Annotated in this window: 23 protein-coding genes; 13 read left to right on the top strand and 10 right to left on the bottom strand. The window is 74.9% G+C overall.

What is annotated here, in order from left to right; all coding sequences use genetic code 11:
- Positions 1 to 18: 18 nt before the first annotated feature.
- On the bottom strand, positions 19 to 2,448 hold the full coding sequence (locus H2O74_RS03790; protein ID WP_182113196.1) for a TIM-barrel domain-containing protein: 2,430 nt from the start codon (positions 2,446 to 2,448) through the stop codon (positions 19 to 21).
- Between the two features lie 196 nt (positions 2,449 to 2,644).
- On the opposite strand from H2O74_RS03790, the gene H2O74_RS03785 reads away from it, so the two are divergent.
- A complete protein-coding gene (locus H2O74_RS03785) occupies positions 2,645 to 2,902 on the top strand; it encodes a hypothetical protein (protein ID WP_182113195.1) in 258 nt (85 codons plus the stop codon).
- A 19-nt stretch (positions 2,903 to 2,921) separates the two neighbouring features.
- On the opposite strand, the gene H2O74_RS03780 is transcribed toward H2O74_RS03785, so the two are convergent.
- The 3 genes from H2O74_RS03780 to H2O74_RS03770 are packed head-to-tail and all read right to left on the bottom strand — an operon-like array spanning position 2,922 to position 4,331.
- Positions 2,922 to 3,251 carry a hypothetical protein gene (locus H2O74_RS03780; RefSeq protein ID WP_182113194.1) on the bottom strand — a complete coding sequence of 110 codons (330 nt, stop codon included), beginning with the start codon at positions 3,249 to 3,251 and terminating at the stop codon, positions 2,922 to 2,924.
- Positions 3,252 to 3,253: 2 nt separating this feature from the next.
- Entirely contained in the window at positions 3,254 to 4,015 is a 762-nt protein-coding gene (locus tag H2O74_RS03775; RefSeq protein ID WP_182113193.1) for a WXG100 family type VII secretion target, read from the bottom strand.
- A 10-nt stretch (positions 4,016 to 4,025) separates the two neighbouring features.
- Positions 4,026 to 4,331, bottom strand: a complete 306-nt coding sequence (locus H2O74_RS03770) for a hypothetical protein (protein ID WP_182113192.1) — start codon at positions 4,329 to 4,331, stop codon at positions 4,026 to 4,028.
- Between the two features lie 59 nt (positions 4,332 to 4,390).
- Between H2O74_RS03770 and H2O74_RS03765 the strand changes: the two genes are divergently transcribed.
- The gene (locus H2O74_RS03765; RefSeq protein ID WP_182113191.1) at positions 4,391 to 4,984 is read left to right on the top strand and encodes a hypothetical protein; all 594 of its coding nucleotides are present in this window, start codon (positions 4,391 to 4,393) and stop codon (positions 4,982 to 4,984) included.
- Between the two features lie 2 nt (positions 4,985 to 4,986).
- Here the strand turns inward: H2O74_RS03765 and H2O74_RS03760 are convergent, their stop codons facing one another.
- The 3 genes from H2O74_RS03760 to H2O74_RS03750 all read right to left on the bottom strand — a co-directional run bounded on the left by H2O74_RS03760 (position 4,987) and on the right by H2O74_RS03750 (position 7,564).
- On the bottom strand, positions 4,987 to 5,304 hold the full coding sequence (locus H2O74_RS03760) for an antibiotic biosynthesis monooxygenase (RefSeq protein WP_182113190.1): 318 nt from the start codon (positions 5,302 to 5,304) through the stop codon (positions 4,987 to 4,989).
- A 39-nt stretch (positions 5,305 to 5,343) separates the two neighbouring features.
- The gene (locus H2O74_RS03755; protein WP_182113189.1) at positions 5,344 to 6,312 is read right to left on the bottom strand and encodes an LLM class flavin-dependent oxidoreductase; all 969 of its coding nucleotides are present in this window, start codon (positions 6,310 to 6,312) and stop codon (positions 5,344 to 5,346) included.
- Between the two features lie 313 nt (positions 6,313 to 6,625).
- Positions 6,626 to 7,564 carry a glycosyltransferase family 2 protein gene (locus tag H2O74_RS03750; RefSeq protein WP_182113188.1) on the bottom strand — a complete coding sequence of 313 codons (939 nt, stop codon included), beginning with the start codon at positions 7,562 to 7,564 and terminating at the stop codon, positions 6,626 to 6,628.
- Between the two features lie 167 nt (positions 7,565 to 7,731).
- Between H2O74_RS03750 and H2O74_RS03745 the strand changes: the two genes are divergently transcribed.
- The 5 genes from H2O74_RS03745 to H2O74_RS03725 all read left to right on the top strand — a co-directional run bounded on the left by H2O74_RS03745 (position 7,732) and on the right by H2O74_RS03725 (position 13,718).
- Complete coding sequence (locus tag H2O74_RS03745; RefSeq protein WP_309232737.1) at positions 7,732 to 8,988, top strand: nucleotide sugar dehydrogenase; 1,257 nt, start codon at positions 7,732 to 7,734, stop codon at positions 8,986 to 8,988.
- 2 nt (positions 8,989 to 8,990) lie between these two features.
- Positions 8,991 to 9,731, top strand: coding sequence for a polysaccharide deacetylase family protein (locus H2O74_RS03740; protein ID WP_255491763.1), 741 nt, complete (start codon positions 8,991 to 8,993; stop codon positions 9,729 to 9,731).
- A gap of 62 nt (positions 9,732 to 9,793) precedes the next feature.
- On the top strand, positions 9,794 to 11,308 hold the full coding sequence (locus H2O74_RS03735; RefSeq protein WP_182113187.1) for a diguanylate cyclase: 1,515 nt from the start codon (positions 9,794 to 9,796) through the stop codon (positions 11,306 to 11,308).
- An 87-nt stretch (positions 11,309 to 11,395) separates the two neighbouring features.
- A complete protein-coding gene (locus tag H2O74_RS03730) occupies positions 11,396 to 12,640 on the top strand; it encodes an AI-2E family transporter (protein ID WP_182113186.1) in 1,245 nt (414 codons plus the stop codon).
- Positions 12,624 to 13,718, top strand: a complete 1,095-nt coding sequence (locus tag H2O74_RS03725) for a GNAT family N-acetyltransferase (protein WP_255491762.1) — start codon at positions 12,624 to 12,626, stop codon at positions 13,716 to 13,718. Before H2O74_RS03730 ends, H2O74_RS03725 begins: the two co-directional genes overlap by 17 nt.
- A gap of 158 nt (positions 13,719 to 13,876) precedes the next feature.
- Here H2O74_RS03725 and H2O74_RS03715 read toward each other — a convergent pair whose 3' ends face one another.
- Positions 13,877 to 14,302, bottom strand: a complete 426-nt coding sequence (locus tag H2O74_RS03715; RefSeq protein ID WP_182113185.1) for a VOC family protein — start codon at positions 14,300 to 14,302, stop codon at positions 13,877 to 13,879.
- A 106-nt stretch (positions 14,303 to 14,408) separates the two neighbouring features.
- On the opposite strand from H2O74_RS03715, the gene H2O74_RS03710 reads away from it, so the two are divergent.
- The 6 genes from H2O74_RS03710 to H2O74_RS03685 all read left to right on the top strand — a co-directional run bounded on the left by H2O74_RS03710 (position 14,409) and on the right by H2O74_RS03685 (position 19,036).
- Entirely contained in the window at positions 14,409 to 15,386 is a 978-nt protein-coding gene (locus tag H2O74_RS03710) for a YafY family protein (RefSeq protein WP_182113184.1), read from the top strand.
- A gap of 42 nt (positions 15,387 to 15,428) precedes the next feature.
- Positions 15,429 to 16,451, top strand: a complete 1,023-nt coding sequence (locus H2O74_RS03705; RefSeq protein WP_182113183.1) for a DNA glycosylase AlkZ-like family protein — start codon at positions 15,429 to 15,431, stop codon at positions 16,449 to 16,451.
- Positions 16,452 to 16,551: 100 nt separating this feature from the next.
- Positions 16,552 to 16,833 carry a hypothetical protein gene (locus H2O74_RS03700; RefSeq protein WP_182113182.1) on the top strand — a complete coding sequence of 94 codons (282 nt, stop codon included), beginning with the start codon at positions 16,552 to 16,554 and terminating at the stop codon, positions 16,831 to 16,833.
- Between the two features lie 14 nt (positions 16,834 to 16,847).
- On the top strand, positions 16,848 to 18,098 hold the full coding sequence (locus H2O74_RS03695) for an arginine deiminase (protein ID WP_182113181.1): 1,251 nt from the start codon (positions 16,848 to 16,850) through the stop codon (positions 18,096 to 18,098).
- Between the two features lie 150 nt (positions 18,099 to 18,248).
- The gene (locus tag H2O74_RS03690; RefSeq protein WP_182113180.1) at positions 18,249 to 18,545 is read left to right on the top strand and encodes a DUF1540 domain-containing protein; all 297 of its coding nucleotides are present in this window, start codon (positions 18,249 to 18,251) and stop codon (positions 18,543 to 18,545) included.
- 236 nt (positions 18,546 to 18,781) lie between these two features.
- Positions 18,782 to 19,036: a hypothetical protein gene (locus H2O74_RS03685; RefSeq protein WP_182113179.1), complete on the top strand. Its 255-nt coding sequence runs from the start codon at positions 18,782 to 18,784 to the stop codon at positions 19,034 to 19,036.
- A 162-nt stretch (positions 19,037 to 19,198) separates the two neighbouring features.
- Here the strand turns inward: H2O74_RS03685 and H2O74_RS03680 are convergent, their stop codons facing one another.
- On the bottom strand, positions 19,199 to 19,408 hold the full coding sequence (locus tag H2O74_RS03680) for a helix-turn-helix transcriptional regulator (RefSeq protein ID WP_182113178.1): 210 nt from the start codon (positions 19,406 to 19,408) through the stop codon (positions 19,199 to 19,201).
- Positions 19,408 to 19,905, bottom strand: coding sequence for a DUF2975 domain-containing protein (locus H2O74_RS03675; RefSeq protein ID WP_182113177.1), 498 nt, complete (start codon positions 19,903 to 19,905; stop codon positions 19,408 to 19,410). The genes H2O74_RS03680 and H2O74_RS03675 overlap by 1 nt, the downstream gene beginning before the upstream one ends.
- Positions 19,906 to 19,928: the final 23 nt, after the last annotated feature.

Genomic DNA, 19,928 nt, shown 5'->3' with positions numbered 1-19,928 from the left:
GCCCCGGACAGAATCCGATCAGCGCCCGTCGGCCCGGAGCTCGAGCGTGAAGCCCTCGCGCTCGCCGGGCACCAGCACCACCCCGTCCTCGACCGGCACCTCGGCGTCGTCGAGCCGCGCGCGGTCGCCCACCGCGCCGTGCAGGACCACGCGGAAGGCCGTGCGGCGGTGCCCCGGGAAGCCGTCACCCGTCGTCCTGGCGCGCACCGTGACGGCGCCGCCCGCGCGGGTGACCTCGAAGGTCGTGCGCACGTGGGCGCCGTCGACCGCGGCTACGGTGAGACCGTCGTCCTCCTGGAGCATCGACGTGGCGGTGCCGTCGAGCGCCGGGACCCGCAGGTGCAGCTCGACCAGCTCGGGTGCGGGCTCGGCGGTCGAGGCCGGTGCCCGCTCCCACATCGGCACGACGGCGCCCGCGCGCACGTACAGCGGGATGCGCTCCATGGGCGTCTGCGCCACGACGAACCGCGGCCCCACGTGCCGCTCGCCCGTGTGCCAGTCCACCCACTCGCCCGCGGGGAGGTACACCTGCCGGTGCGTGGTGCCGGGCTCGACGACCGGCGCCACCAGCAGGTGCGGCCCGAGCAGGTACTGGTCGTCGACGTCGCGCACGACGGCGTCGTCCTGGTGGTCCAGGACGAGCGGGCGCTGCACGGGCGCCCCGGTCTCGGACGCCACGACGAAGGCGCTGTAGAGGTACGGCAGGAGCCGGTAGCGCAGGCGGATCGCCTCGCGCACGCCCGCCAGGACGACGTCGCCGAAGGCCCACACGTACTGGTCGACGTTCCCCATGGCGGAGTGGTTGCGGAAGAACGGGGTCAGCGCGCCGTACTGCATCCAGCGCAGGAACAGCTCCGCGTCGGTGCTGCCGAAGAAGCCGCCGACGTCGGCGCCCACGAACGCCTGGCCGGACACGCCGAAGCCGTTGGCCATGGGGATGCTCAGCCACAGGTGGTCCCAGCGCGACTGGTTGTCCCCCATCCAGTTCGCCGCGTAGCGCTGGATGCCGGCCGAGCCGGCGCGCGTCAGCACGAACGTGCGCAGCTCGGGCATCGCGGCGCGCAGGCCCTCGACCGTGCCCATCGCCATGAGCAGCGCGTACTGGTTGTGGAACCGCTCGTGCGAGAACCGCCCACGCCCGAAGCGCATGCGCCCCGGGTCGACGTCGCCCGTCGCGGGCTCGTTCATGTCGTTCCAGATCCCCGCGAGGCCGGAGCGCACGTGCTCGGCGTTGAGCCGGCCCCACCACGCGCGCGTCTCCTGCGTGACGAAGTCGGGGAACGCCGTCCGCCCCGGCCAGACCTGGCCGACGTAGAGGTCCCCGCCCTCGGTGCGGCACAGGAGGTCCTTCTCCACGGCCTCGTCGAACACGGCGTAGCCGGGGTCGTGCTTGACCCCCGGGTCGATGATCGTGATGACGCGGAAGCCGTCGTCGCGCAGGCGCGCGAGCATGCCCGGCGGGTCGGGGAACCGCTCGCGGTCCCAGGTGAAGACGCGGTAGCCGTCCATGTACTCGATGTCGAGCCACAGGGCGTCGCACGGCACGTCCAGCTCGCGGTGGCGCCGGGCCACCTGCTCGACGGCTTCCTGGGCGTACGCGTGCCAGCGCGACTGGTGGTAGCCCAGCGACCAGAGCGGGGGCAGCGGCGTGCGGCCCGTCAGCCAGGTGTAGGCCTCGAGGATGTCCGGCATGCGCGGGCCCGCGAACACGTACTCGCACCACTGGCCGCCGTCGCCACGGATGACGTACTCGTCGGGCGCGGTGAAGTCGTAGGCCACGCGGTAGCCGTTGTCCAGGAACGACCCGGCCATCGCCCCGCCGGGCCACCTCTGGTGGTAGAAGAACGGGATCGAGACGTAGTACGGGTCGAACTCGGTGCTCGACGCGTCCGCACGCGGGTCGTCGGCCCCGAGGCGCGCGGCGGCGGCGCCCGCGACGTCAGGGCTGAGCACGTCGCTGTTCCACAGCGTGAAGTCGCGGCCCTTGCGGTTGTGGCGCCCCGTCTTCTCGCCGAGCCCGTAGATCGCGTCCTCGGGGCGGCACCGGCGGCGCAGCACGAACGCGTCGTTGAGCGTGGCGTAGGTGCCGTACCGGCCGTCGGCGCCCCGCGCGGTCTCGATCACGGGCGACCCGTCGGCCCGGTGGACGTCGACGCGGAACGGGTCGAGCCAGAGCGAGACGACGAGCGCGGCGGTCCGCACCCGGACGACGTCGTCCGAGCGCTCCACCTCGAACGCGACGTCGGGCGAGAGCGGGTCGACGCAGACGGCGTGCGTGGGCTGCTCGTCGAAGACCCCGCCGCGGCTCATCGCGAGCCGGACGACGTCGTCGCGGACGACGTCGACGCGGAACCGCTCACCCCCCAGCGCAGCGAGCAGGCCGCGCCCGGTGCGCTCGACGCCGTCGACGAGCTCGAGGTGCAGGTGGTTGTCGGTGCGCGGGATCATCCCCGGTTCCTCTCAGCTGGGACGTGCGTGCTTGCTCCACCATGCCCGCCACCCCGCGGCCACGCGCGGCCGGCCGTCGACGCGCGCGGGATGTGACGCAGGCCACCCGGCGGGTCCCGTTCAGGTTCCGCCCAGGATGCCGACGCACACTGGGGGACGCGACCACGCCGCCCCTGCGAGACGCCGAGGAGCGACCATGACGACGACCCTGTCCGACCACCGCGACGCCGCCACGGGCTCCGCCTCCTGGCCCGTGACCGTCGTCGGCACCGACCCGCGCACCGGCCACCCGGGCACCTGGCGGATCGACCGCGACGCCGCGTCCGGCGCCTTCGAGGTGCAGTGGGCCTTCGGCCACCTGACGAACCCGGCGGTGTGGATGCAGGCGTCCAAGGTCACCACGATGACCGACGAGGAGCACGCGCTCGAGCTGCTGCGCCGCGTCCGGCACTGACGACGCCGAGGCCGACGGCTCAGCCGCCCGCGAGATCGCGGCGCCGCTGCTCCTCGTACCCGGCCAGGAGACGCTCGCGGTCCTCGGGGGTCATCTCGTCGAGCTGGGTCTTCAGCGCGGGGAGCCTGCCGGAGACGACGCGGCCGAACGCGTCGTCCTGCACCATCTCCCGCAGGGTGCGCCTGCCGTCGAGCACGTCCTGGGCCAGCTCGCGCAGCCGGGGGTCCTCGGCCGAGCGCAGGCGCTCGAGGGCGCGCATGGCCTGCCGTCCCCGCGCCGGGTCGCCGCCCATGGCCGCGGACAGCCGCGCCACCCTGTCGTCCCACGGCACCCCGTCGGTCGCTGCCATACTCACTTCCCCTTTCCGGTGCCCGGGATGTCGAGCGTGCTGCCGGGCATCGAGACCCCCTCCAGTCCGTGGACCAGCGACAGGTTCGCCGCGGCGAGGCCGGCGAAGCCCTCCGCTCCGCCCACGGCGCGACCGTGCCACTTGACCACCTCGCGCCAGACGCCGCCCGCCTTGAGCGCCGTGGCGGCCGCGGCCGAGCCGGCGATCAGCCCGCCGACGATCGTCCAGCTGGAGGACGCGGCCGCCGCCAGCTCGAGCGCCAGCAGGATGAGCCAGTCGCAGAGCTCCGCGAGGGCGGTCACGGCGGCCTGTCCCGCCGACCAGACGCCGAACGCCGTCGTCTGGAAGTCCTCCGCGAGCCCGTCGATGGCGTCGGCCAGGGTCGTCAGCCCCTGCTCGAGCGACTCGAAGTAGGCCAGGGCCGCGGTGGCGGCGTTGCCCGTCCACGCGAAGTTCAGCGGCGCGACCGCCGTGGAGAGCTGGCCGCGGGTCGTCGTCACGAAGTTGCTGAGGTTCGCCAGGGCCGCACCGGCCTCCGAGAACTCCTCCCAGCTGCCGGTGAAGTGGCTGCTGAGCCACGTGAAGGGGTCGAAGCCGCAGACCATCTCGATGATCTCGTTGATGCAGTAGCTCGCCGAGACGTAGTTCTGCCAGCCCAGGATCGCCTCGCCGAGGTCCGGCATGGGATCTGTGGCCACAGGCGGGACCAGGGCCAGACCGGCCGAGGCCGCCCACGCCTGCCCGCCGCCGTCGTACTGCGCCATGTGCGTCTCCTCAGTAGGTCGCGTCGAGCGAGGCGTCGACGGCGTCGTCGGTGGTCCGGTACGTCGCCGCGGCGGCCCGCAGCTCGGTCGCGGCCGCGTCGAGGTGGGACCGTGCGACCGCGAGCTCGTCCAGGACGGCGGTCCTCGCCTTCCCGGTCGTCAGCATGATCGTGCTGAGCAGCAGGCCGGTGTCGCCGAGGCCGATGTCCAGGTGCGTCGACGCGTAGGACCTGGCCGCCGGGAACTGGCCGGAGAGCGCCGTGATCTGCTTGGCGGCATCGACGAGCTGTGGGTCGTTGACGTAGAACTCGCTCACATGTCCTCCTGGCTCGGGGTGGCCGTACGGTAACCAGACTCCGGCAGAAGGTGATCATCATGGCTACGGCTCTCCTGCGCACGTCGAGGCGCTGGCGCCTGGGCAGCCTCGGCGGCCTCCTGGCTCTCGCGGCGGTCGCCGGCGGGATCGGTGCGGCCACGGTCGGGCCGAGGACCGGCCTCGTCAGCGCCGCGCTGCTGGCCGTCGCGGCCGGCCTGCTGATCTGGCTCTCGACCCGGCTGCCGGGGCCGCTGCCGGGCGACGCCACCCGGGCGGAGCGCACCCGCGCGCTCGTGACCGTCGCGGCGGCGCTCGCATGCGTCGTCGCCGCCGCGCTGGTGTGGGCCGCGGCGGTCGGGGCCGCCGAGGCGCCGTCGCAGGACGCCGCCGAGGTGGTGGTCCGGGACGGCGGCAGCGAGGTGCTGGACGGGATGCGCGTAGCGGTCGGTGTGGAGTCCGGCTCCGTCCGGCTCGTGGTCACCCCGGTCGACCCGGCCGACGGCCCGCCCTCGGTCCCCCACGCCGACCTCACCGTCGCGGTGCAGGACCGCGTCGAGGTGCCGGGCTGGGGGCGACTCACGGTCGTCTCCGTCGACGAGCCCGACGACGGCGCCGCCCGGGTGCTGCTCGCGTACGAGCCGGAGCAGGGCTGACGTCAGGCCGAGCGCGGCGCGACGTCCAGCACGACGTCGAACTCCAGCAGCTGCGCGCCCGAGCTCACCGGCCGGGGACGGTCGCCGGAGCCCGCGTGGGCGGCCCGGCCGTCGCCGTCGCGCCACGCGGCGAAGGACTCCTCGTCCGCCCAGTGCGTCACCACGAAGTAGCGGTCCTCGCCGGCGGTGGGGCGCAGCAGCTGGAACCCGAGGAAGCCGGGCGACCCCTCGATGGTCCCGGCCCGCGCGGCGAACCGGCGCTCGAGCTCGGGGCCCGCCTCGGGCGGCACGGAGATGGCGTTGATCTTCACGACGGACATACCGCCAGCCTAGGACCGCGGCGCAAGCGCGGCCCCGGCTCAGCCCGCCAGGCGCGTGGGGCGCAGCGGCGGGGCGAGGGTCTGCGTCAGCGTCGACCCGGGGTAGGCGCTGCGGTACAGCCCTCGCTCGCGCAGCTCCGGCACGACGCCGTCGACGATGGCGGGCAGGTCCGCCGCCGGTGAGGCGGGCCGGAGGGTGAAGCCGTCGACGACGCCGGCGGCCGACCACCCCGCCACGAGCGCGGCGAGCGCGCCGGCCGTGCCGACGTGGACGTAGGACTCCGGGTCCGGCGCAGCCGGGCCGGCACCCCGGCGGGAACCGGCCCCGGCGTCGATTGCGGTGTACGCGTCGACCAGCACGAGCACGTCGTCCGGGTCACGCCCGACGGACCGCGCCGACGCCCGGACCAGGGCGCGCTGCTGCCCTGCGGACCGCGCGTCGCGCGCCCGCACCCGCACGACGTCGGCCACGGCCCCCGCGACCTCGAGGGCGCGCGCGGTGTCGGCGCGGACGACGACGGGCGGCCGTCCCTGGACCGGCCCCGCGTCGCCCCGGGCCCAGGCCGCGCGCACCGCGGCGATGAGCTCCACGACGTCGGTCGCGGGGCGTCCGACGCGCGCGGCCGGGCCGACCTGCCACCCCGCGCGTCCGGCGCTCAGCGCGTCGAGGGTCGCCACGGCGCGGCCGAGCTCCGCCGGGCGACCCGCGTCGCCCGCGACCGTGGCGACGAGGCCGATGCCGCGGGTCGACGGCGCGACCTGCGCGAGCGCGTGGACGGCGTCGAGCCGGCCGTCGACCGTCTGGCCCCGGTCGGGCCGGAGCCGGAAGTCGTGCCCGAGCACGACGAGGTCCAGCGTGCCGCGCTCGGCCGTCGCGACGAGGCCGGCCAGCCGGGCCGGGTCGAAGCCGCGGGGCGCCCCTGACCGGACGTCGCGCCACGCCGCCGGGCGCGCGCCCACGTGCGAGAGGTCGACGGCGAGGTGGACGCGGGGGTGGGACGGGTGCATGGCGGGTCCTCGAGGAAGGTGTCGCGGCGGAGCGCGAGGGTCGTGGTCAGAGGTCGCCGACGGGGCGGCGGTACGGCTCGACGCCCGGGCGGGGCGGAGCGCTGCAGGGACGGCGTCTCAGCTGCAGGTCTGACAACAACAGCGCGCGGCCGCGCACACCGCGCCGACGCCGGCGGTCGGCAGGACCGCGGGACGGGCGACGGCGAGCAGCGTGTCCGGCACAGGGCGAGTCTTCGCGCCGACCGGACCGCGGGTCAAGGATCGGGTGCCGCGTCTCACCGTGCGGACGACGCGGATCGCGGCTGCCGGCGGCTCAGGGCCGGCGGTACTCCACGACCGTGTGGCCGACGGCGCCGCCGAGGATCCCGGCTCCGCGCGCCAGGGTCCAGGCGCCGCGGCCGTGGTGCTCCGGGTTCCGGGTCACGACGCCGAGCAGCGCCCGCGCCGCTCCCACCACGACGCGCGCGGCGCCCGCGACCAGGGCCCGCGCCCGGACGCTCAGCTCCTCCCGCCGGGTGCGGGCGAGCATCAGGTCCACCAGGACGCTCGTGCCGCCGGAGCGGTAGCCCCGGCGCATCGTCCAGCGCCCGGTGAGCCGCGAGGCCGGGACGTGCTCGCGGACGACCGCCTCGTCGCACCAGTAGATCGCTCCCCCGGCCCGTCGCAGCTCCTTCGTGAACAGGTGGTCCGATCCGCCGCTGAGCCCGAGCGCGTCGGCGAACCGGAGCCCGTGCCGGCGCACGTGCGCCAGGTCGAGGAGGAGGTTGCCGCTCCCGGCGGCCTCCATCGGCGTGCCCGTCGCCATGCGGCGGCGGTCGAAGACCCGCGCCCAACGCACCCACGCAGCGGGCTCGGTCTCGTGGATCCGCAGCACCGGGCCGACGACCGCGGCGCCGCGAAGACGCCGGTGCGCGGCGACCATCGTGGCCAGCCAGTCCTCGTCCGGTGTCTCGTCGTCGTCGATGAAGACCAGCACGTCGGCGCCGGTGGCGGCCTCGAGGGCGGCGTTACGACCGGCGGCGATCCCGGGCCGGGGCTCGTGGACGTACTCGGCCTCGGGGATGGCGAGGCGCTCGACCGCCGGCCGGGCGCTGGCGTCGGGGTCGTTGTCGACGACGAGGACGCGCGTGCCCGCACCGAGGAGCCGCGCCTGACGTGCGAGCTCGGGCAGGAGCCGGGTCAGCACCTCGGGGCGCCGGTACGTGAGCACCGCGACGACCACGGGGCCGGCGGGGTCCGCGGTGCGCTCCATCGTCGCAGCGTACAAGCGGCCGGCCGCGCGCCGGGGGCCGACCAGGGGACGGCGCCACGGCGCACCGGGCCGCGTCCCCCGATCGGCCCAGCGCGTCCGTTTTCACCCTCTTTGGACCGACTTCCTGTGGAAGGATCGGGAACGGATCCGAGGCGACGGGAAGGGCGATGATGGGAATCAGGCTCGCAGTGATCGGCACGGGCTACGTCGGCCTGCCGCTGATCCGGGAAGCCGTCCTCGCGGGCATCCCGACGTACGGTTTCGACATCGACCCGGACCGCGTGGCCGAGATGCGCGCGGGCCGCTCCCGCATCGACGACGTCACGGACGACGACCTCGCTGCGATGCTGGCGGCGGGCTTCGTGCCGACGGACGACGCGGCGGACCTCGACGACTGCGACGTGTACGTCATCTGCGTGCCGACGCCCCTGACCCCGGAGGGCGGTCCGGACCTCGGTGCTGTGATCGCGTCCGCCGAGATGCTCGCGGCGCGGGTGCGCCCGGGCGACCTCGTCGTGCTGGAGTCCACCACCTACCCGGGCACGACGGAGGAGATCGTCGGGCCGATCCTCGAGCGCAGCGGGCTGACGGTCGGCAGCGACCTCCTCCTGGCCTTCTCGCCCGAGCGGATCGACCCCGGCAACACCCGGTTCGGGCTGCGCAACACCCCCAAGGTCGTCGGAGGCGTCGACGAGCGCAGCACGGACCGCGCGGTCGAGCTGTACTCGCGGGTGTGCGACCAGGTCGTGCGCGCGAGCGGCACCCGGGAGGCCGAGCTGGCCAAGCTCCTCGAGAACACCTACCGGCACGTGAACATCGCGCTCATGAACGAGCTCGCGCAGCTGGCGCACGAGCTCGACGTGGACCTGTGGGAGGCGATCCGCTGCGCCTCGAGCAAGCCGTTCGGCTTCCAGGCCTTCTACCCGGGCCCCGGGGTGGGTGGGCACTGCATCCCCATCGACCCCAACTACCTGTCGCACCACGTCCGCAGCCGACTCGGGCACTCCTTCCGGTTCGTCGAGCTCGCCCAGGAGATCAACGCGACGATGCCGGCCTACGTCGCTCGTCGCGCGCAGGACCTGCTCAACGGCCTGGGCCGCGCGGTCAACGGCTCTCGCGTGCTCCTGCTCGGCGTCACCTACAAGGCGAACATCGCGGACCAGCGGGAGTCCCCGGCGCGCGATCTGGCCGTGGCGCTGCGGCACCTCGGCGCCGAGCTGCGCTACTGGGACCCGTACGTCCCGCAGTGGCACAGCGGCGGCACGCTGGTCCCCCGGGTCACCGACCTGCAGAACGTCGGCGACGACGTCGACTGCGTCATCCTGGTGCAGAACCACGACGAGCTCGCGCCCGAGGTGCTCGAGGCCTTCGGCAAGAAGCTGCTCGACACCCGCGGGACGACCGTGACCGGCCAGAGGCTCTAGGGGTGCCGAAGGGCGACGTCCTCGAGGAGGTCCCCGTGCTCGGGCCCCTCTGGCGCGCCGGGAGCCGGCCCGTCGGGTCGGTGCGGGCCGTCGCGACGCCACGACGTGCGGTCGTGCTCACGTTCGACGACGGCCCCCTGGTCGGCTCGACGGAGGGCGTGCTCGCCGCGCTGGCCGACGGGGGGGCCACCGCCACCTTCTTCGTCCTCATGACGCGCGTCCGCGCCGCGCCCCGGCTCCTCGAGCAGATCGTGGCGGCCGGCCACGAGGTCGCCCTCCACGGCGAGGACCACGTCCGGCTCACGAGCATGCCCACGCGCCAGGTCGTCGAGCGGACGCGCCGGGCCAAGCAGGAGCTGGAACAGCTCGTGGGCCGGCCGGTCCGCTGGGTGCGCCCGCCGTACGGCTCGCAGACGCCGCGCACCTGGGCCGCGCTCCGGCGGGCGGGGATGACCCCGGTCATGTGGGGCGCCACGACGTCGGACTGGCGGGACCAGCCCACAGCGGAACGGCTCCGTGGCGCGCTGGCCCACCTGAGACCGGGGCAGATCGTCCTGGCGCACGACGCGATCGCCGGCGTGGCGGACGGGGCCGAGGAACGCGAGCCCTTCGAGCTCGACCGCGGCCGCTTCACCCGGGAGCTCCTCGCCGAGTACGCCGGACGCGGGTTCACGGCGGTGAGCCTCGCGGATGCGCTGGCGGACGGCGGACGGCTGCGCCGTTGGGCCTGGTTCGGTCGGTAACCGGGCCACCGGACGCCTCAGATCCCGCGGTCCTACGCCGATGGACCGGACGGAGGTGGTCCGTGCTCGTCTTCGTCGAGCTCGCCACACTCGTCGCCGTCGTCGTCGCGTCGGTCACGGGTGTCCTGGTGCTGCGCCGTCGCCGCACCTCCCCGCTCGCGCTCCCCCTCGCCCTCATGATGTTCGGGGCGTCGGAGTGGGCCGCGGCCCGCGCGCTGCTGCCGCTCGCCACGGGCTCGCACGAGTTCACCCTCGCCCTGCACTACGCGATCTACCCGGGCATCGCCCTCTCGCTGGCCGCCGCCTTCGTCTACTTCGCCGTCCTGACGGGACGGCGCGTCACCCGGCGGGCCGCGCTCCTGCTGTGCGTGCAGCCCGCCCTGACGATGCTCGTCCTGGCGACCGACGGATGGCACCGCTCCTTCCTCCTGGTCGAGGTGTCCGACGGCGTGCTCTCCGTGGCCCCCGGCCCGCTCTACTGGGCGTTCACCGCGTACAGCTATGGGCTCCTGCTCATCGGGGTCGCCCTGTCGCTGCGCGCCATGGTCACCGCCGTGCCCGGTCACCGTCACGTGTACGCGATCGCTGCGCTGGCCGCCGTGCTGCCGTTCATCGGCAACGTCACGGCCCTCCTCGTCTCCTCGAGCTCCCTCTCCGGGCCGATCCACCTCACGCCGGTCTTCACGCTCGCGAGCAGCGCGATCTGGCTGTGGGTCGAGCGCTACCGCGACCACACCCGGGCCGTGCCGGTCTCGACCCGGCAGGTGCTCGAGGCCCTCACCGACGCCGTCGTCGTCCTGGACCCACGGGGCGTCCTGCTCGACACCAACCCCGCCGCCCGCGTCCTGCTGCGCGACACCGACTACGCGATCGGCACCCCGTGGCGCAGCCCCATGCCGGCGGCGATCGAGGCGGCGATCGCGACCGGGGCCGGCACGGTCACCACGCCACGCGGCGGCGTCCTGGACGTCCGCATCACCCAGATCTCCGACCGGGCCGGCCGCCCGATCGGCCGCGTCGTCGTGATGCGCGACATCACCGAGCTGGAGCGCCTGCGCAGGGAGCTCGCGGACCAGGCGCTGCGCGACGGGCTCACGGGCGTGCACAACCGGCGCTCGTTCGAGCAGCAGCTCGCCGACGCCCTCACCCAGGCACGCGCCGACGGCACCCCGCTGAGCCTCCTCCTGGTCGACCTCGACCACTTCAAGCGGATCAACGACACGCACGGTCACGCGACCGGGGACCGGGTGCTGGTCGAGGTGGCGCGGGCGCTCGAGGCGTCGACGCTGCCGGGCGAGACCCTCGCGCGTCTCGGCGGCGAGGAGTTCGTCGTCCTGCTCCCCGGTCTGGGCGGCGACGAGGCCGTCCGCCGGGCGGAGGCGGTCCGGGCCCGCTGCGCCGCCGTCCACGTCGAGGTCCGCGGCGGGGTGGCGAGCGTGACGATCAGCGTCGGCGTCGCCGAGCTCCCGGCCGACGGGACGGCCGACACGATCCTGCGCGACGCCGATCGCGCGATGTACGCCGCCAAGGCGGCGGGCCGCGACCGCGTCGCCCGCGCCCCCGTCGCCGTCCCCTGACGACGCCACGGCGGGCGGGATCGCACGGCGCGCAATAGCGTCGGAGCACCCTCGGCCGCCGCCGGAGGTCGCTCCAAGGAGGACGCCATGGGCCTGTTCGGTCGCCGCGTGCGGGACGTCCCGCCCCTGCCCCCTCGGGTGCCGCGGCCCGCGCCGCCGGCGCCCTCCTCGTCCGCCCAACACCCGGCCCGCGACCTGTGGTCCGAGGGCTTCGGCCGCGTCGGCACCCGGTCGGTGCAGGTCCTCGCCGTCGTCGCGGTGCTCGCCGTGGTCGTCTTCGCGCTGACGCGGCTGACCCTCGTCGTCATCCCCGTGCTCATCGCGCTCGTGCTGTCGGCGGCGATCTCGCCGCTCGTCTCGTTCCTGCGCCGCCGCGGCGTGCCCTCGCTCCTGGCGACCTGGATCTCGCTCGCGGCGCTCGTGGCGCTGCTCTCCGGGGTCGTGTGGCTGGTGGTCAACGCCGTCGTGAACCAGTGGGGCGAGCTGCGCGAGCGCGCCGAGGACGGGATCCGGCAGCTCCAGGAGTACGTCAAGGGGCTGCCGTTCGAGATCTCCGAGGAGCAGATCCGCTCCGTGGAGGAGTCGCTCGCCGGCCTGCTGCGGTCCAGCGCGCTGGGGTCCGGCGCCATCGCGGGCGTCTCACAGACCGTCAACTTCGTGGCGGGCTTCTTCATCATGGTCGTGGTCCTGTTCTTCTTCCTCAAGGACGGGCCGAAGCTGTGGGAGTTCTTCCTTCGCCCGTTCGAGGGCGAGCGGTACGAGCGCGGCAAGCGCGTCGGCGACGCGACCATCCGCACGCTCGGCGGGTACCTGCGCGGGACGGCGATCGTCGCGGCCGTCGACGCCGTCTTCATCGGCATCGGCCTGGCGATCGTCGGGGTGCCGCTGGTCATCCCGCTGTCCGTGCTCGTGTTCCTGCTCGCGTTCATCCCCCTCGTGGGGGCGACCATCGCCGGCACCCTGGCCGCGCTCGTCGCGCTGGTGGCCCTCGGACCGGTGCAGGCACTGGTCGTGGTCGCCATCGTCGTCGTGGTCAACCAGGTCGAGGGCGACTTCCTGCACCCGGTCGTCATGGGGCGCACGCTGAGCCTGCACCCGCTGATGATCCTCGTCGCCCTGACGACCGGGACCGTCCTCGCCGGACTGACCGGCGCGGTGCTCGCCGTCCCGATCGCCGCCTCCCTCTGGCACGCCATCCTCGTCTGGGACGGCCCGAACCTGCCGGCACGCTTCGCGCGCGAGAAGCGGCGACTGCCGGTCGGGACGGACCCGGACGTGTCGGGCGCCCCGGGGCCGGCCGCGAGACAATCGATCAGTGGCACCCGCACCTGACGCCCCCTCCCCCGCACCCCTGGACCCCGGCGCCGCCGCCGCGGACCTGCCTCCCGGCTGGACCGCCGCGCCACCGCGCGCCGACGACGCGCCCGACCTGCACGCGCTGCTGCGCCGCCACGAGGCCGCGGCGCGCGGGCGCGCGTCGGCCGCCCTCTCGGACGTCGAGGCGGACGTGGTGGGCCTCGGGGCGCGCTCACGCGCGCACGTCGTGGTGCGGGACGCGGACGGCGCCGTGCGCGCCTGGGCCACGCTCCACGACCGCGCGGCGGGCCGGGTGGTCGCGGCCGTGGTCGTCGACCCCGGGCTGGCCCCGGAGACCGCCGACGCCGTCGCGCACGCCCTGTTCGCCTGGGTCGAGGCGGGTGCCGTCCGGTTCGCCGCCGAGCGTGGCATCGACACCACCCAGGTGGACAGCGGGGCCTTCGCCGACGACCCCCGGCAGCAGCGCTGGCTGACGGACGCGGGCTTCCGGCACACCCGGACCTGGTGGCAGATGTCCCGACCGGTGACGCCGGGCGACGCCGACGTCCCGCAACCCGGGCCGGGGGTCACGGTCCGCCGGGTCCGCCGGGGCGAGGACGGCATGCCCGAGGAGCACGACCTCGTCGCCGTCCACGACGTGCTCGAGGAGGCGTTCGCCGACCACTTCAACTACCACGCCGAGACGTTCGACGAGTTCGTCGCCCGGCTGCGCGAGGACCCGGGGCACCGGTGGGACCACTGGTGGCTCGCGGAGATCACCGACGACGCCGGGCGCCGCCCGGCGGGCGCGCTGGTCGGCACCGTCTCGCCGGGGGGCGACGGCCGCCCGGACGGCTCCTACGTCTCGTACCTCGGGGTGCTCCGGTCGGCGCGCGGGCGCGGGGTCGCCACCTCGCTGCTGGACGCCGTCGTCGCCGACGCCGCGCGGCGCGGCCGCGACCGCGTGGGACTCGAGGTCGACGCCGACTCGCCGACCGGCGCCGCGAGCCTGTACTCGTCCCGCGGCTTCGTCACGTCCTACGTCACGCGGTCCTGGCACCGGGACGTGGCCGCGGCGCCCGCTGCTCCCGGCCACGCCGCCCGGGAGGGCTAACGGTCCTCGTCCGCCGGCGGCCGAGGCGGCTCATGAGGTAGCCCGCGGCGGTCTCGTACGGACCGTCCTGCAGCGCGACCCGGGCCTGCTCGGCGAACCGCTCGATGGTCAGCCCGGCGTCGACCGTGAGCGCGCCGTACCGCGTCGGGCTCCGGCGGTCAGGACCCGCCGTACGGCGCGACGGCGTCGAGCACCCAGGTGACCCCGAACCGGTCCGTGAGCATGCCGTACAGGGGCGCCCAGCCCGCGGGCGCGAGCGGCGCGACGACCGTCGAGCCCGCCGCGAGGCGCTCCCAGTAGCGCGTGATCTCGTCGGCGTCGGCACCGCGGACCGAGACGAAGACGGCGTTGGCACCGCCGTCGTACGGCAGCCGCGACGGGACGTCGTACGCCATGACGGCGAACCCGCCCTCGGACGTGACCTGCCCCCACATCACCTGGTCGGCCTCGGCCGCGTCCTGGACCGCACCGGCGTCGGCGTAGGTGATGGTGGTGGCCTGCCCGTCGAACACGTCGGCGTACAGCTCGAGGGCCGCCCGGGCGTCGCCGCGGAAGTTCAGGTGGGTGGTGGTCCGGACGGTCATGGCGCGCTCCTCGTGGTCGGTCGGTGGGGGCGCCGGTGCGCCACCGAGAACGACGCTAGAAGCCGCTGGTGTCACTTCCTGACCGCATCTGACGCAGACTGGTCCCATGGCCGTGACGAGCTCGCGCACGCTCCGCCTGCTGTCGCTGCTCCAGGCCCGGCGCCACTGGGGCGGCGCCGACCTGGCGGACCGTCTCGGCGTCTCCCTGCGGACCCTGCGCCGCGACGTCGAGCGCCTGCGCGAGCTCGGCTACCCCGTCGAGGGTCGGCGCGGGGCCGACGGTGGCTACGCGATGACGCCCGGGGCCTGCCTTCCACCCCTCCTGCTGGACGACGACGAGGCCGTCGCGATCGCCGTCGGCCTCTCCGCAGCGGCCACGGCCGGGGTGGCCGGGCTGGCGGGCGCCGCGGTCAAGGCGCTGGCCAAGATCGTGCCGGTGATGCCCGCGCCGCTGCGGCGGCGGACCGACGCGCTGCGCGCCGTCACGGTGGCCGCGTCGTGGAGCACCCCCGGTGACGCGGGCGACGGCGTCGACACGGCGACGCTCGTGAGCGTCGCCGTCGCGTGCCGCGACGAGGTCCGCCTGGCGTTCTCCTACACCTCCCGCGCCGGCGCGGCGTCGGACCGCCACGTCGAGCCGTTCCGCGTCGTCCCGGTCGAGGGGACGTGGTACCTCGTGGCGTGGGACCTCGACCGCGTCGACTGGCGCGTCTTCCGTCTCGACCGGGTGCGCGACGTCGTGCGCTCCGGCACGCGCTTCGCGCCGCACCGCCTGCCCGCCGACGACGCCGCGGCGTACGTCCGCGAGCGCGTCAGCGGCGGCCCCGGGCGCCTGCGCGTCGAGGCGGTCGTGGAGGCGCCCGCCGCGGAGGTCCGCCGCCGCGTGCGGTGGTGGCTCTCGGTCGAGGAGGAGGGACCCGACCGCTGCCGGGTCCGCCTCGACGTGGACGACCCGCTCTGGGGCGCGACGGCCCTCGCGCTCACCGGTGCGCCGTTCACCGTGGTGGGCCCGCCCGAGCTGGTCCCAGCGCTCCGCGACGTCGCGGCCCGGTTCACGGCCGCGGCCGGCGCGCCGCAGGGCTGACCGGCGGTCCTGCCGGGCGCGCGCCGCGCTAGCGTGCTGCGCATGGCGCCCACGCCGCTGCGGGTCACCCGCGCGCAGGTCCTCGCGTTCCGCCGTCGAGCCGGCGGGCTGGACGAGCGTGCGCCGTGGTCCGACGACGCCGTGCGCCGCGCCGCCTGGGCCGGCCTGACCGACAGCATGCCGCGCGCGGCGCTGGTCCAGCTCCATGCACGGCTGTCGGGCACGACCTCGCGCGCGCTGGACGACCCGGCGCTGGTCCAGGTCTGGGGGCCGCGGTTCAGCACCTACGTCGTGCCGGCCCGGGACCACGCCGTCTTCACCGTGTCGCGCACGCCGCTCGACGCGGGCCGGCGCGCGGAGGCGGCCGACCTCGCGGAGCGCCTGACCACGTGGCTCGACGGCCGGGAGGTCGACGCCCGCGAGGCGGCCCGCGGCGTGGGCGCACCCGCGCAGGGCTTCCGCTACGCCGCGACCACCGGCCGCATCCTGGTCCGGTGGGACGGCGCGCGGCAGCCCACGGTCCGGGCGGCGCCGACGCCCGCCCTCGACCCGACCGCGGCACGCCGCGAGCTCGCGCGGCGCTACCTGCGCGTGCTCGGCCCGGGAACGGCGCAGGGCTTCGGCGACTGGGCGGGCCTGCGGGCGGGGAGCGCGGCGTCGGCGCTCGCCTCCCTCGGTCCCGAGCTGCTGCCCGTCCGCACCGACCTCGGCGACGCGTGGGTCCTGGCGGGTGACGAGGCGGACCTGCGCCGCGGTGCCGGGCCCCCGGCACCGGCGCGGCTGCTCGCGAGCGGCGACGCCTACTGGCTGCTGCAGGGCCGCGAGCGCGAGCTGCTGGTCCCGGACCCCGCCCGGCGGGGCCGGCTCTGGACGCCGAGGGTGTGGCCGGGCGCCGTCGTCGTCGGCGGGGAGGTGGTCGGGACGTGGCGCCGCGCGGGCGCTGTCGTGACCGCGGAGCTGTGGCAGCCGGTGCCGGCCGCGGCGCGCGAGGCGGTCGAGGCGGAGGCGGTGAGCCTGCCGCTGCCGGGCCTGACGACGCCGGTCACGCTCCGCTGGCAGGAGTGACGACCCCGGACCCTTGCCAGCGGCACGCGTGACACGCCACGCTGGCGGTGCACGGTCCGCCTCGCGCCTGCCTCGCGGAACCGCTCCAGGGGAGGCACCCATGTCGAGCACCACCAACCTCGCCACGATCGTCTCCGGCGTCCCGTACGTCGTGAGGACGCTCGACGGACGGCCTCCCGTCTCCATCGACGAGTTCGCCGCCGACGTCTCGATGGTCGTCGTCGGCCCCACGGGCGAGCACACGGTGGCCGGCTGCGGCGACCTCATCTCGGACGGCACGGTCCGCCTCTACCAGAAGGACAACGACGGGACGGGCAAGGACATCCGGGTCTGGACGGTCTCGGCGTCACCGTCCGACGACGGGTTCGTGGCCGTCGGCTGACGGCGCGAGCCCGCGTGCCGACGCCCGCCGCCGCCTACGGGGTCCACTCCGAGGTCGGCCGCCTGCGCAAGGTCCTCGTCTGCGAGCCCGGCCTGGCGCACCGGCGCCTGACCCCCTCGACGGCCGCCGACCTCCTCTTCGACGACGTCATGTGGGTCGACAACGCGCGTCGCGACCACGCCCGGTTCGTCTCGATGATGCGCGAGGCGGGCGTGGAGGTGGTCGAGCTGCACGACCTGCTCGCCGAGACGCTGGCACTGCCCGGCGCGCGCGACTGGGTGCTCGACCGCACGATCGTCGCGGACGACGTCGGCCTGGGCCTGGTCGAGCCGACGCGCCGGCACCTCGAGGGCCTCGACCTGCGCACGCTCGCCCAGCACCTCATCGGGGGGCTCGCCGTCGACGACCTGCCCGACGGCGCCGGCGGTGGCTTCCGGGCGCTGGCCGAGTACCAGCCGTCGTCGCGCGAGTACCTCCTGCCGCCGCTGCCGAACACCCTGTACACGCGCGACACGACGTCGTGGCTCTACGGCGGGCTGACGCTCAACCCCCTCTACTGGCCGGCCCGGCACGACGAGACGCTGCTCATGAAGGCCGTCTACCGGTTCCACCCCGACTACGTGGGCGCGCGCGTCTGGTGGGGTGATCCCGAGACGGACCACGGGCACGCGACCCTGGAGGGCGGCGACGTCATGCCGGTGGGCAACGGCACGGTGCTCCTGGGGATGAGCGAGCGGACGTCGCGGCAGGCGATCAGCCAGGTGGCCAGGGTCCTGTTCGAGGAGGGCGCGGCGCAGCAGGTGATCGTGGCGGGCATGCCGCGGCTGCGGGCCGCGATGCACCTGGACACCGTGTTCACGTTCGCGGACCGCGACGTCGTCAGCGTCCACCCGAAGATCGTCGACCAGATCCGGACGTTCACGCTGCGACCGGACGACGGACCGGTCGGCGTGCACGTGACGGACGAGGGGGCCGCGCCGTTCCCCGACGTCGTGGCCCGGTCCCTCGGCCTGCCGCGCCTGCACGTCGTGGAGACCGGCGGGGACACCTACGAGTCCGAGCGGCAGCAGTGGGACTCGGGGAACAACGCCTTCGCGCTCGAGCCGGGGGTGGTCTTCACGTACGACCGCAACACCACCACCAACGCACGACTGCGCGCCGCGGGCGTCGAGGTGATCGAGATCGTGGGCGCGGAGCTGGGCCGGGGTCGCGGCGGGGCGCACTGCATGACCTGCCCGATCGTCCGCGACGCCGTCGAGTACTGAGCCCGGACGGGCGCCGAGGCGGCCGCCGAATTACGCAAGCGCCGCATTATCAAAATCGTTCAGGAAAGGCTTGCCTCACTTTTCCAGAATTGCCAGAATGTCATTCCGGTGCAATTCTTGGCGGACCACCCACGCTCCACGGAGGTCCTCATGAGCATCACGATGCCGGCTGTCGCCGAGTGCACGGTCGACGGCTGCTCCTACAACCACGACGGCTGCCACGCCTTCGCGATCACCGTGAGCAGCGCGGGCGGCTCCGCGGACTGCGGCACCTTCATCCCCCTGGGGACCAAGGGCGGCCTCGACCGCGTCGTCGCGCAGGTCGGCGCCTGCTCGCGCACGGATTGCCTGCACAACCGGTCGCTCGAGTGCGCCGCCACGGGGGTGCGCATCGGCGCCGGCGCGGGCGACCACGCCGCCAACTGCCTGACGTACCAGCCGCACTGACGCTCGTCCCGCCGCGGCGGCGGGCCGGTCCGTGGGAACGGCCTGGCTTTCGTCGCCGCGGTGCGGGAGCATCGAGGCATGACCACGTCGCGCACGCCCGTCGCCGGGCCCTGCATGCGCGCGTGGCTCCTGGCGTATGCCGGGTCGGGATCTCGCCGAATGCGCTGTCGAACGCGCTGAGCCGTCCCGCCCGTCCAGGCCGCACCGCGGCCGCGCATCTCCCAGGAAGCACCGCCATGAGCAACCGCACCACCGGCACCCGCCCACTGCCCCACCCGCACCGCGAGCGCACGCCGCTGCCGGAACGCACGGCCCGGCGCGGCGTCGCCGTCTACGTCGAGGTGCCGTCGGGCGAGGGCTTCCCGGACAGCGGCGAGCTGCTCGACCTGGCGGGGACGCTCTACGAGCTCGCGCAGGACCTGGTGCCCGGCGCCACCACGCGCACCGAGGTCCGCCTCACCGACGACGCCCCACCCGAGCCCCCCACCTGACCCGCGCCCCCACACTCCGCCCGCCCCACCGCCCCACCCGCACAGATGTTCGGATCCGCGCCTACGCACAGCTGGAGGCGTACGGAACGCGGCCACCTGCGCAGACGCGCGGATGCGAACATCTGCGCCGGGGGTGGGGGGGTGGCTGAGGGCGTGGGGTCGCTAGTCGTCCGGGACCCACTCCAGGAGGTCGCCGGGCTGGCACTCGAGCACGCGGCACATCGCCTCCAGCGTGCTGAAGCGCACGGCCTTCGCGCGCCCGTTCTTGAGGACGGCGACGTTGGCCGGCGTGAGCCCGACCCGGTCCGCGAACTCGCCCACGCTCATCTTCCGCTTGGCGAGCTCGACGTCGATGCGCACGACGATGGGCATCAGATCACCGCGTCCATGTCGGTGCGCAGGGCGACCGCCTGCCGCAGCAGCGCGCGCATGACGACCATGAGCAGGACGACGACAGCCGCGGCAAGGAGCATCCCGACCAGGAGCGCCGGCACCCCGGGGTCGCGCAGCTCCGGCGTGGCGAAGATCGTGATGCCGAGCGCGAGCGACCCGGCGGCGGCCACCAGCCACGTCGCCGCCAGCGCCCAGACGATGCCGTCGACCCATCGCAGCGCCTGCGGGCTGAAGATCCGGTCGGCTGTGACCATGCCGAGCAGCCGCCACACGCACACGACGACGACCTCGACCCCGACGAGCACGAGGATCGCCGTCGCGGTGAGCGGCCACCGCAGGTGCGCCAGGAGCGGCTCCTCCTGTGCCAGGTGGGCGAACTGACCCGGCCACGAGAGGAACTGGCCGACGACGCAGAGCACGAGCAGCAGCACCAGGAAGACCCGGAGCAGCCCGACGGCGGTACGGGTGAGGTTCATGTATCGAGTCTCGTTCGACACCT

Origin of the sequence: Actinotalea sp. JY-7876 (genome assembly GCF_014042015.1) — a bacterium.
Taxonomy (GTDB): Bacteria; Actinomycetota; Actinomycetes; order Actinomycetales; family Cellulomonadaceae; genus Actinotalea.
Note: the sequence above shows the minus strand (reverse complement) of the source record. Positions and strands in the feature narration are given on the sequence as shown.

Excerpts from the sequence above, each read along its gene's own strand:
- H2O74_RS03790 (WP_182113196.1), bottom strand. The coding sequence starts at position 2,448 with ATGATCCCGCGCACCGACAACCACCTGCACCTCGAGCTCGTCGACGGC.
- H2O74_RS03785 (WP_182113195.1), top strand. The coding sequence starts at position 2,645 with ATGACGACGACCCTGTCCGACCACCGCGACGCCGCCACGGGCTCCGCC.
- H2O74_RS03780 (WP_182113194.1), bottom strand. The coding sequence starts at position 3,251 with ATGGCAGCGACCGACGGGGTGCCGTGGGACGACAGGGTGGCGCGGCTG.
- H2O74_RS03775 (WP_182113193.1), bottom strand. The coding sequence starts at position 4,015 with ATGGCGCAGTACGACGGCGGCGGGCAGGCGTGGGCGGCCTCGGCCGGT.
- H2O74_RS03765 (WP_182113191.1), top strand. The coding sequence starts at position 4,391 with ATGGCTACGGCTCTCCTGCGCACGTCGAGGCGCTGGCGCCTGGGCAGC.
- H2O74_RS03760 (WP_182113190.1), bottom strand. The coding sequence starts at position 5,304 with ATGTCCGTCGTGAAGATCAACGCCATCTCCGTGCCGCCCGAGGCGGGC.
- H2O74_RS03755 (WP_182113189.1), bottom strand. The coding sequence starts at position 6,312 with ATGCACCCGTCCCACCCCCGCGTCCACCTCGCCGTCGACCTCTCGCAC.
- H2O74_RS03750 (WP_182113188.1), bottom strand. The coding sequence starts at position 7,564 with ATGGAGCGCACCGCGGACCCCGCCGGCCCCGTGGTCGTCGCGGTGCTC.
- H2O74_RS03745 (WP_309232737.1), top strand. The coding sequence starts at position 7,732 with ATGATGGGAATCAGGCTCGCAGTGATCGGCACGGGCTACGTCGGCCTG.
- H2O74_RS03730 (WP_182113186.1), top strand. The coding sequence starts at position 11,396 with ATGGGCCTGTTCGGTCGCCGCGTGCGGGACGTCCCGCCCCTGCCCCCT.
- H2O74_RS03715 (WP_182113185.1), bottom strand. The coding sequence starts at position 14,302 with ATGACCGTCCGGACCACCACCCACCTGAACTTCCGCGGCGACGCCCGG.
- H2O74_RS03710 (WP_182113184.1), top strand. The coding sequence starts at position 14,409 with ATGGCCGTGACGAGCTCGCGCACGCTCCGCCTGCTGTCGCTGCTCCAG.
- H2O74_RS03705 (WP_182113183.1), top strand. The coding sequence starts at position 15,429 with ATGGCGCCCACGCCGCTGCGGGTCACCCGCGCGCAGGTCCTCGCGTTC.
- H2O74_RS03700 (WP_182113182.1), top strand. The coding sequence starts at position 16,552 with ATGTCGAGCACCACCAACCTCGCCACGATCGTCTCCGGCGTCCCGTAC.
- H2O74_RS03690 (WP_182113180.1), top strand. The coding sequence starts at position 18,249 with ATGAGCATCACGATGCCGGCTGTCGCCGAGTGCACGGTCGACGGCTGC.
- H2O74_RS03685 (WP_182113179.1), top strand. The coding sequence starts at position 18,782 with ATGAGCAACCGCACCACCGGCACCCGCCCACTGCCCCACCCGCACCGC.
- H2O74_RS03680 (WP_182113178.1), bottom strand. The coding sequence starts at position 19,408 with ATGCCCATCGTCGTGCGCATCGACGTCGAGCTCGCCAAGCGGAAGATG.
- H2O74_RS03675 (WP_182113177.1), bottom strand. The coding sequence starts at position 19,905 with ATGAACCTCACCCGTACCGCCGTCGGGCTGCTCCGGGTCTTCCTGGTG.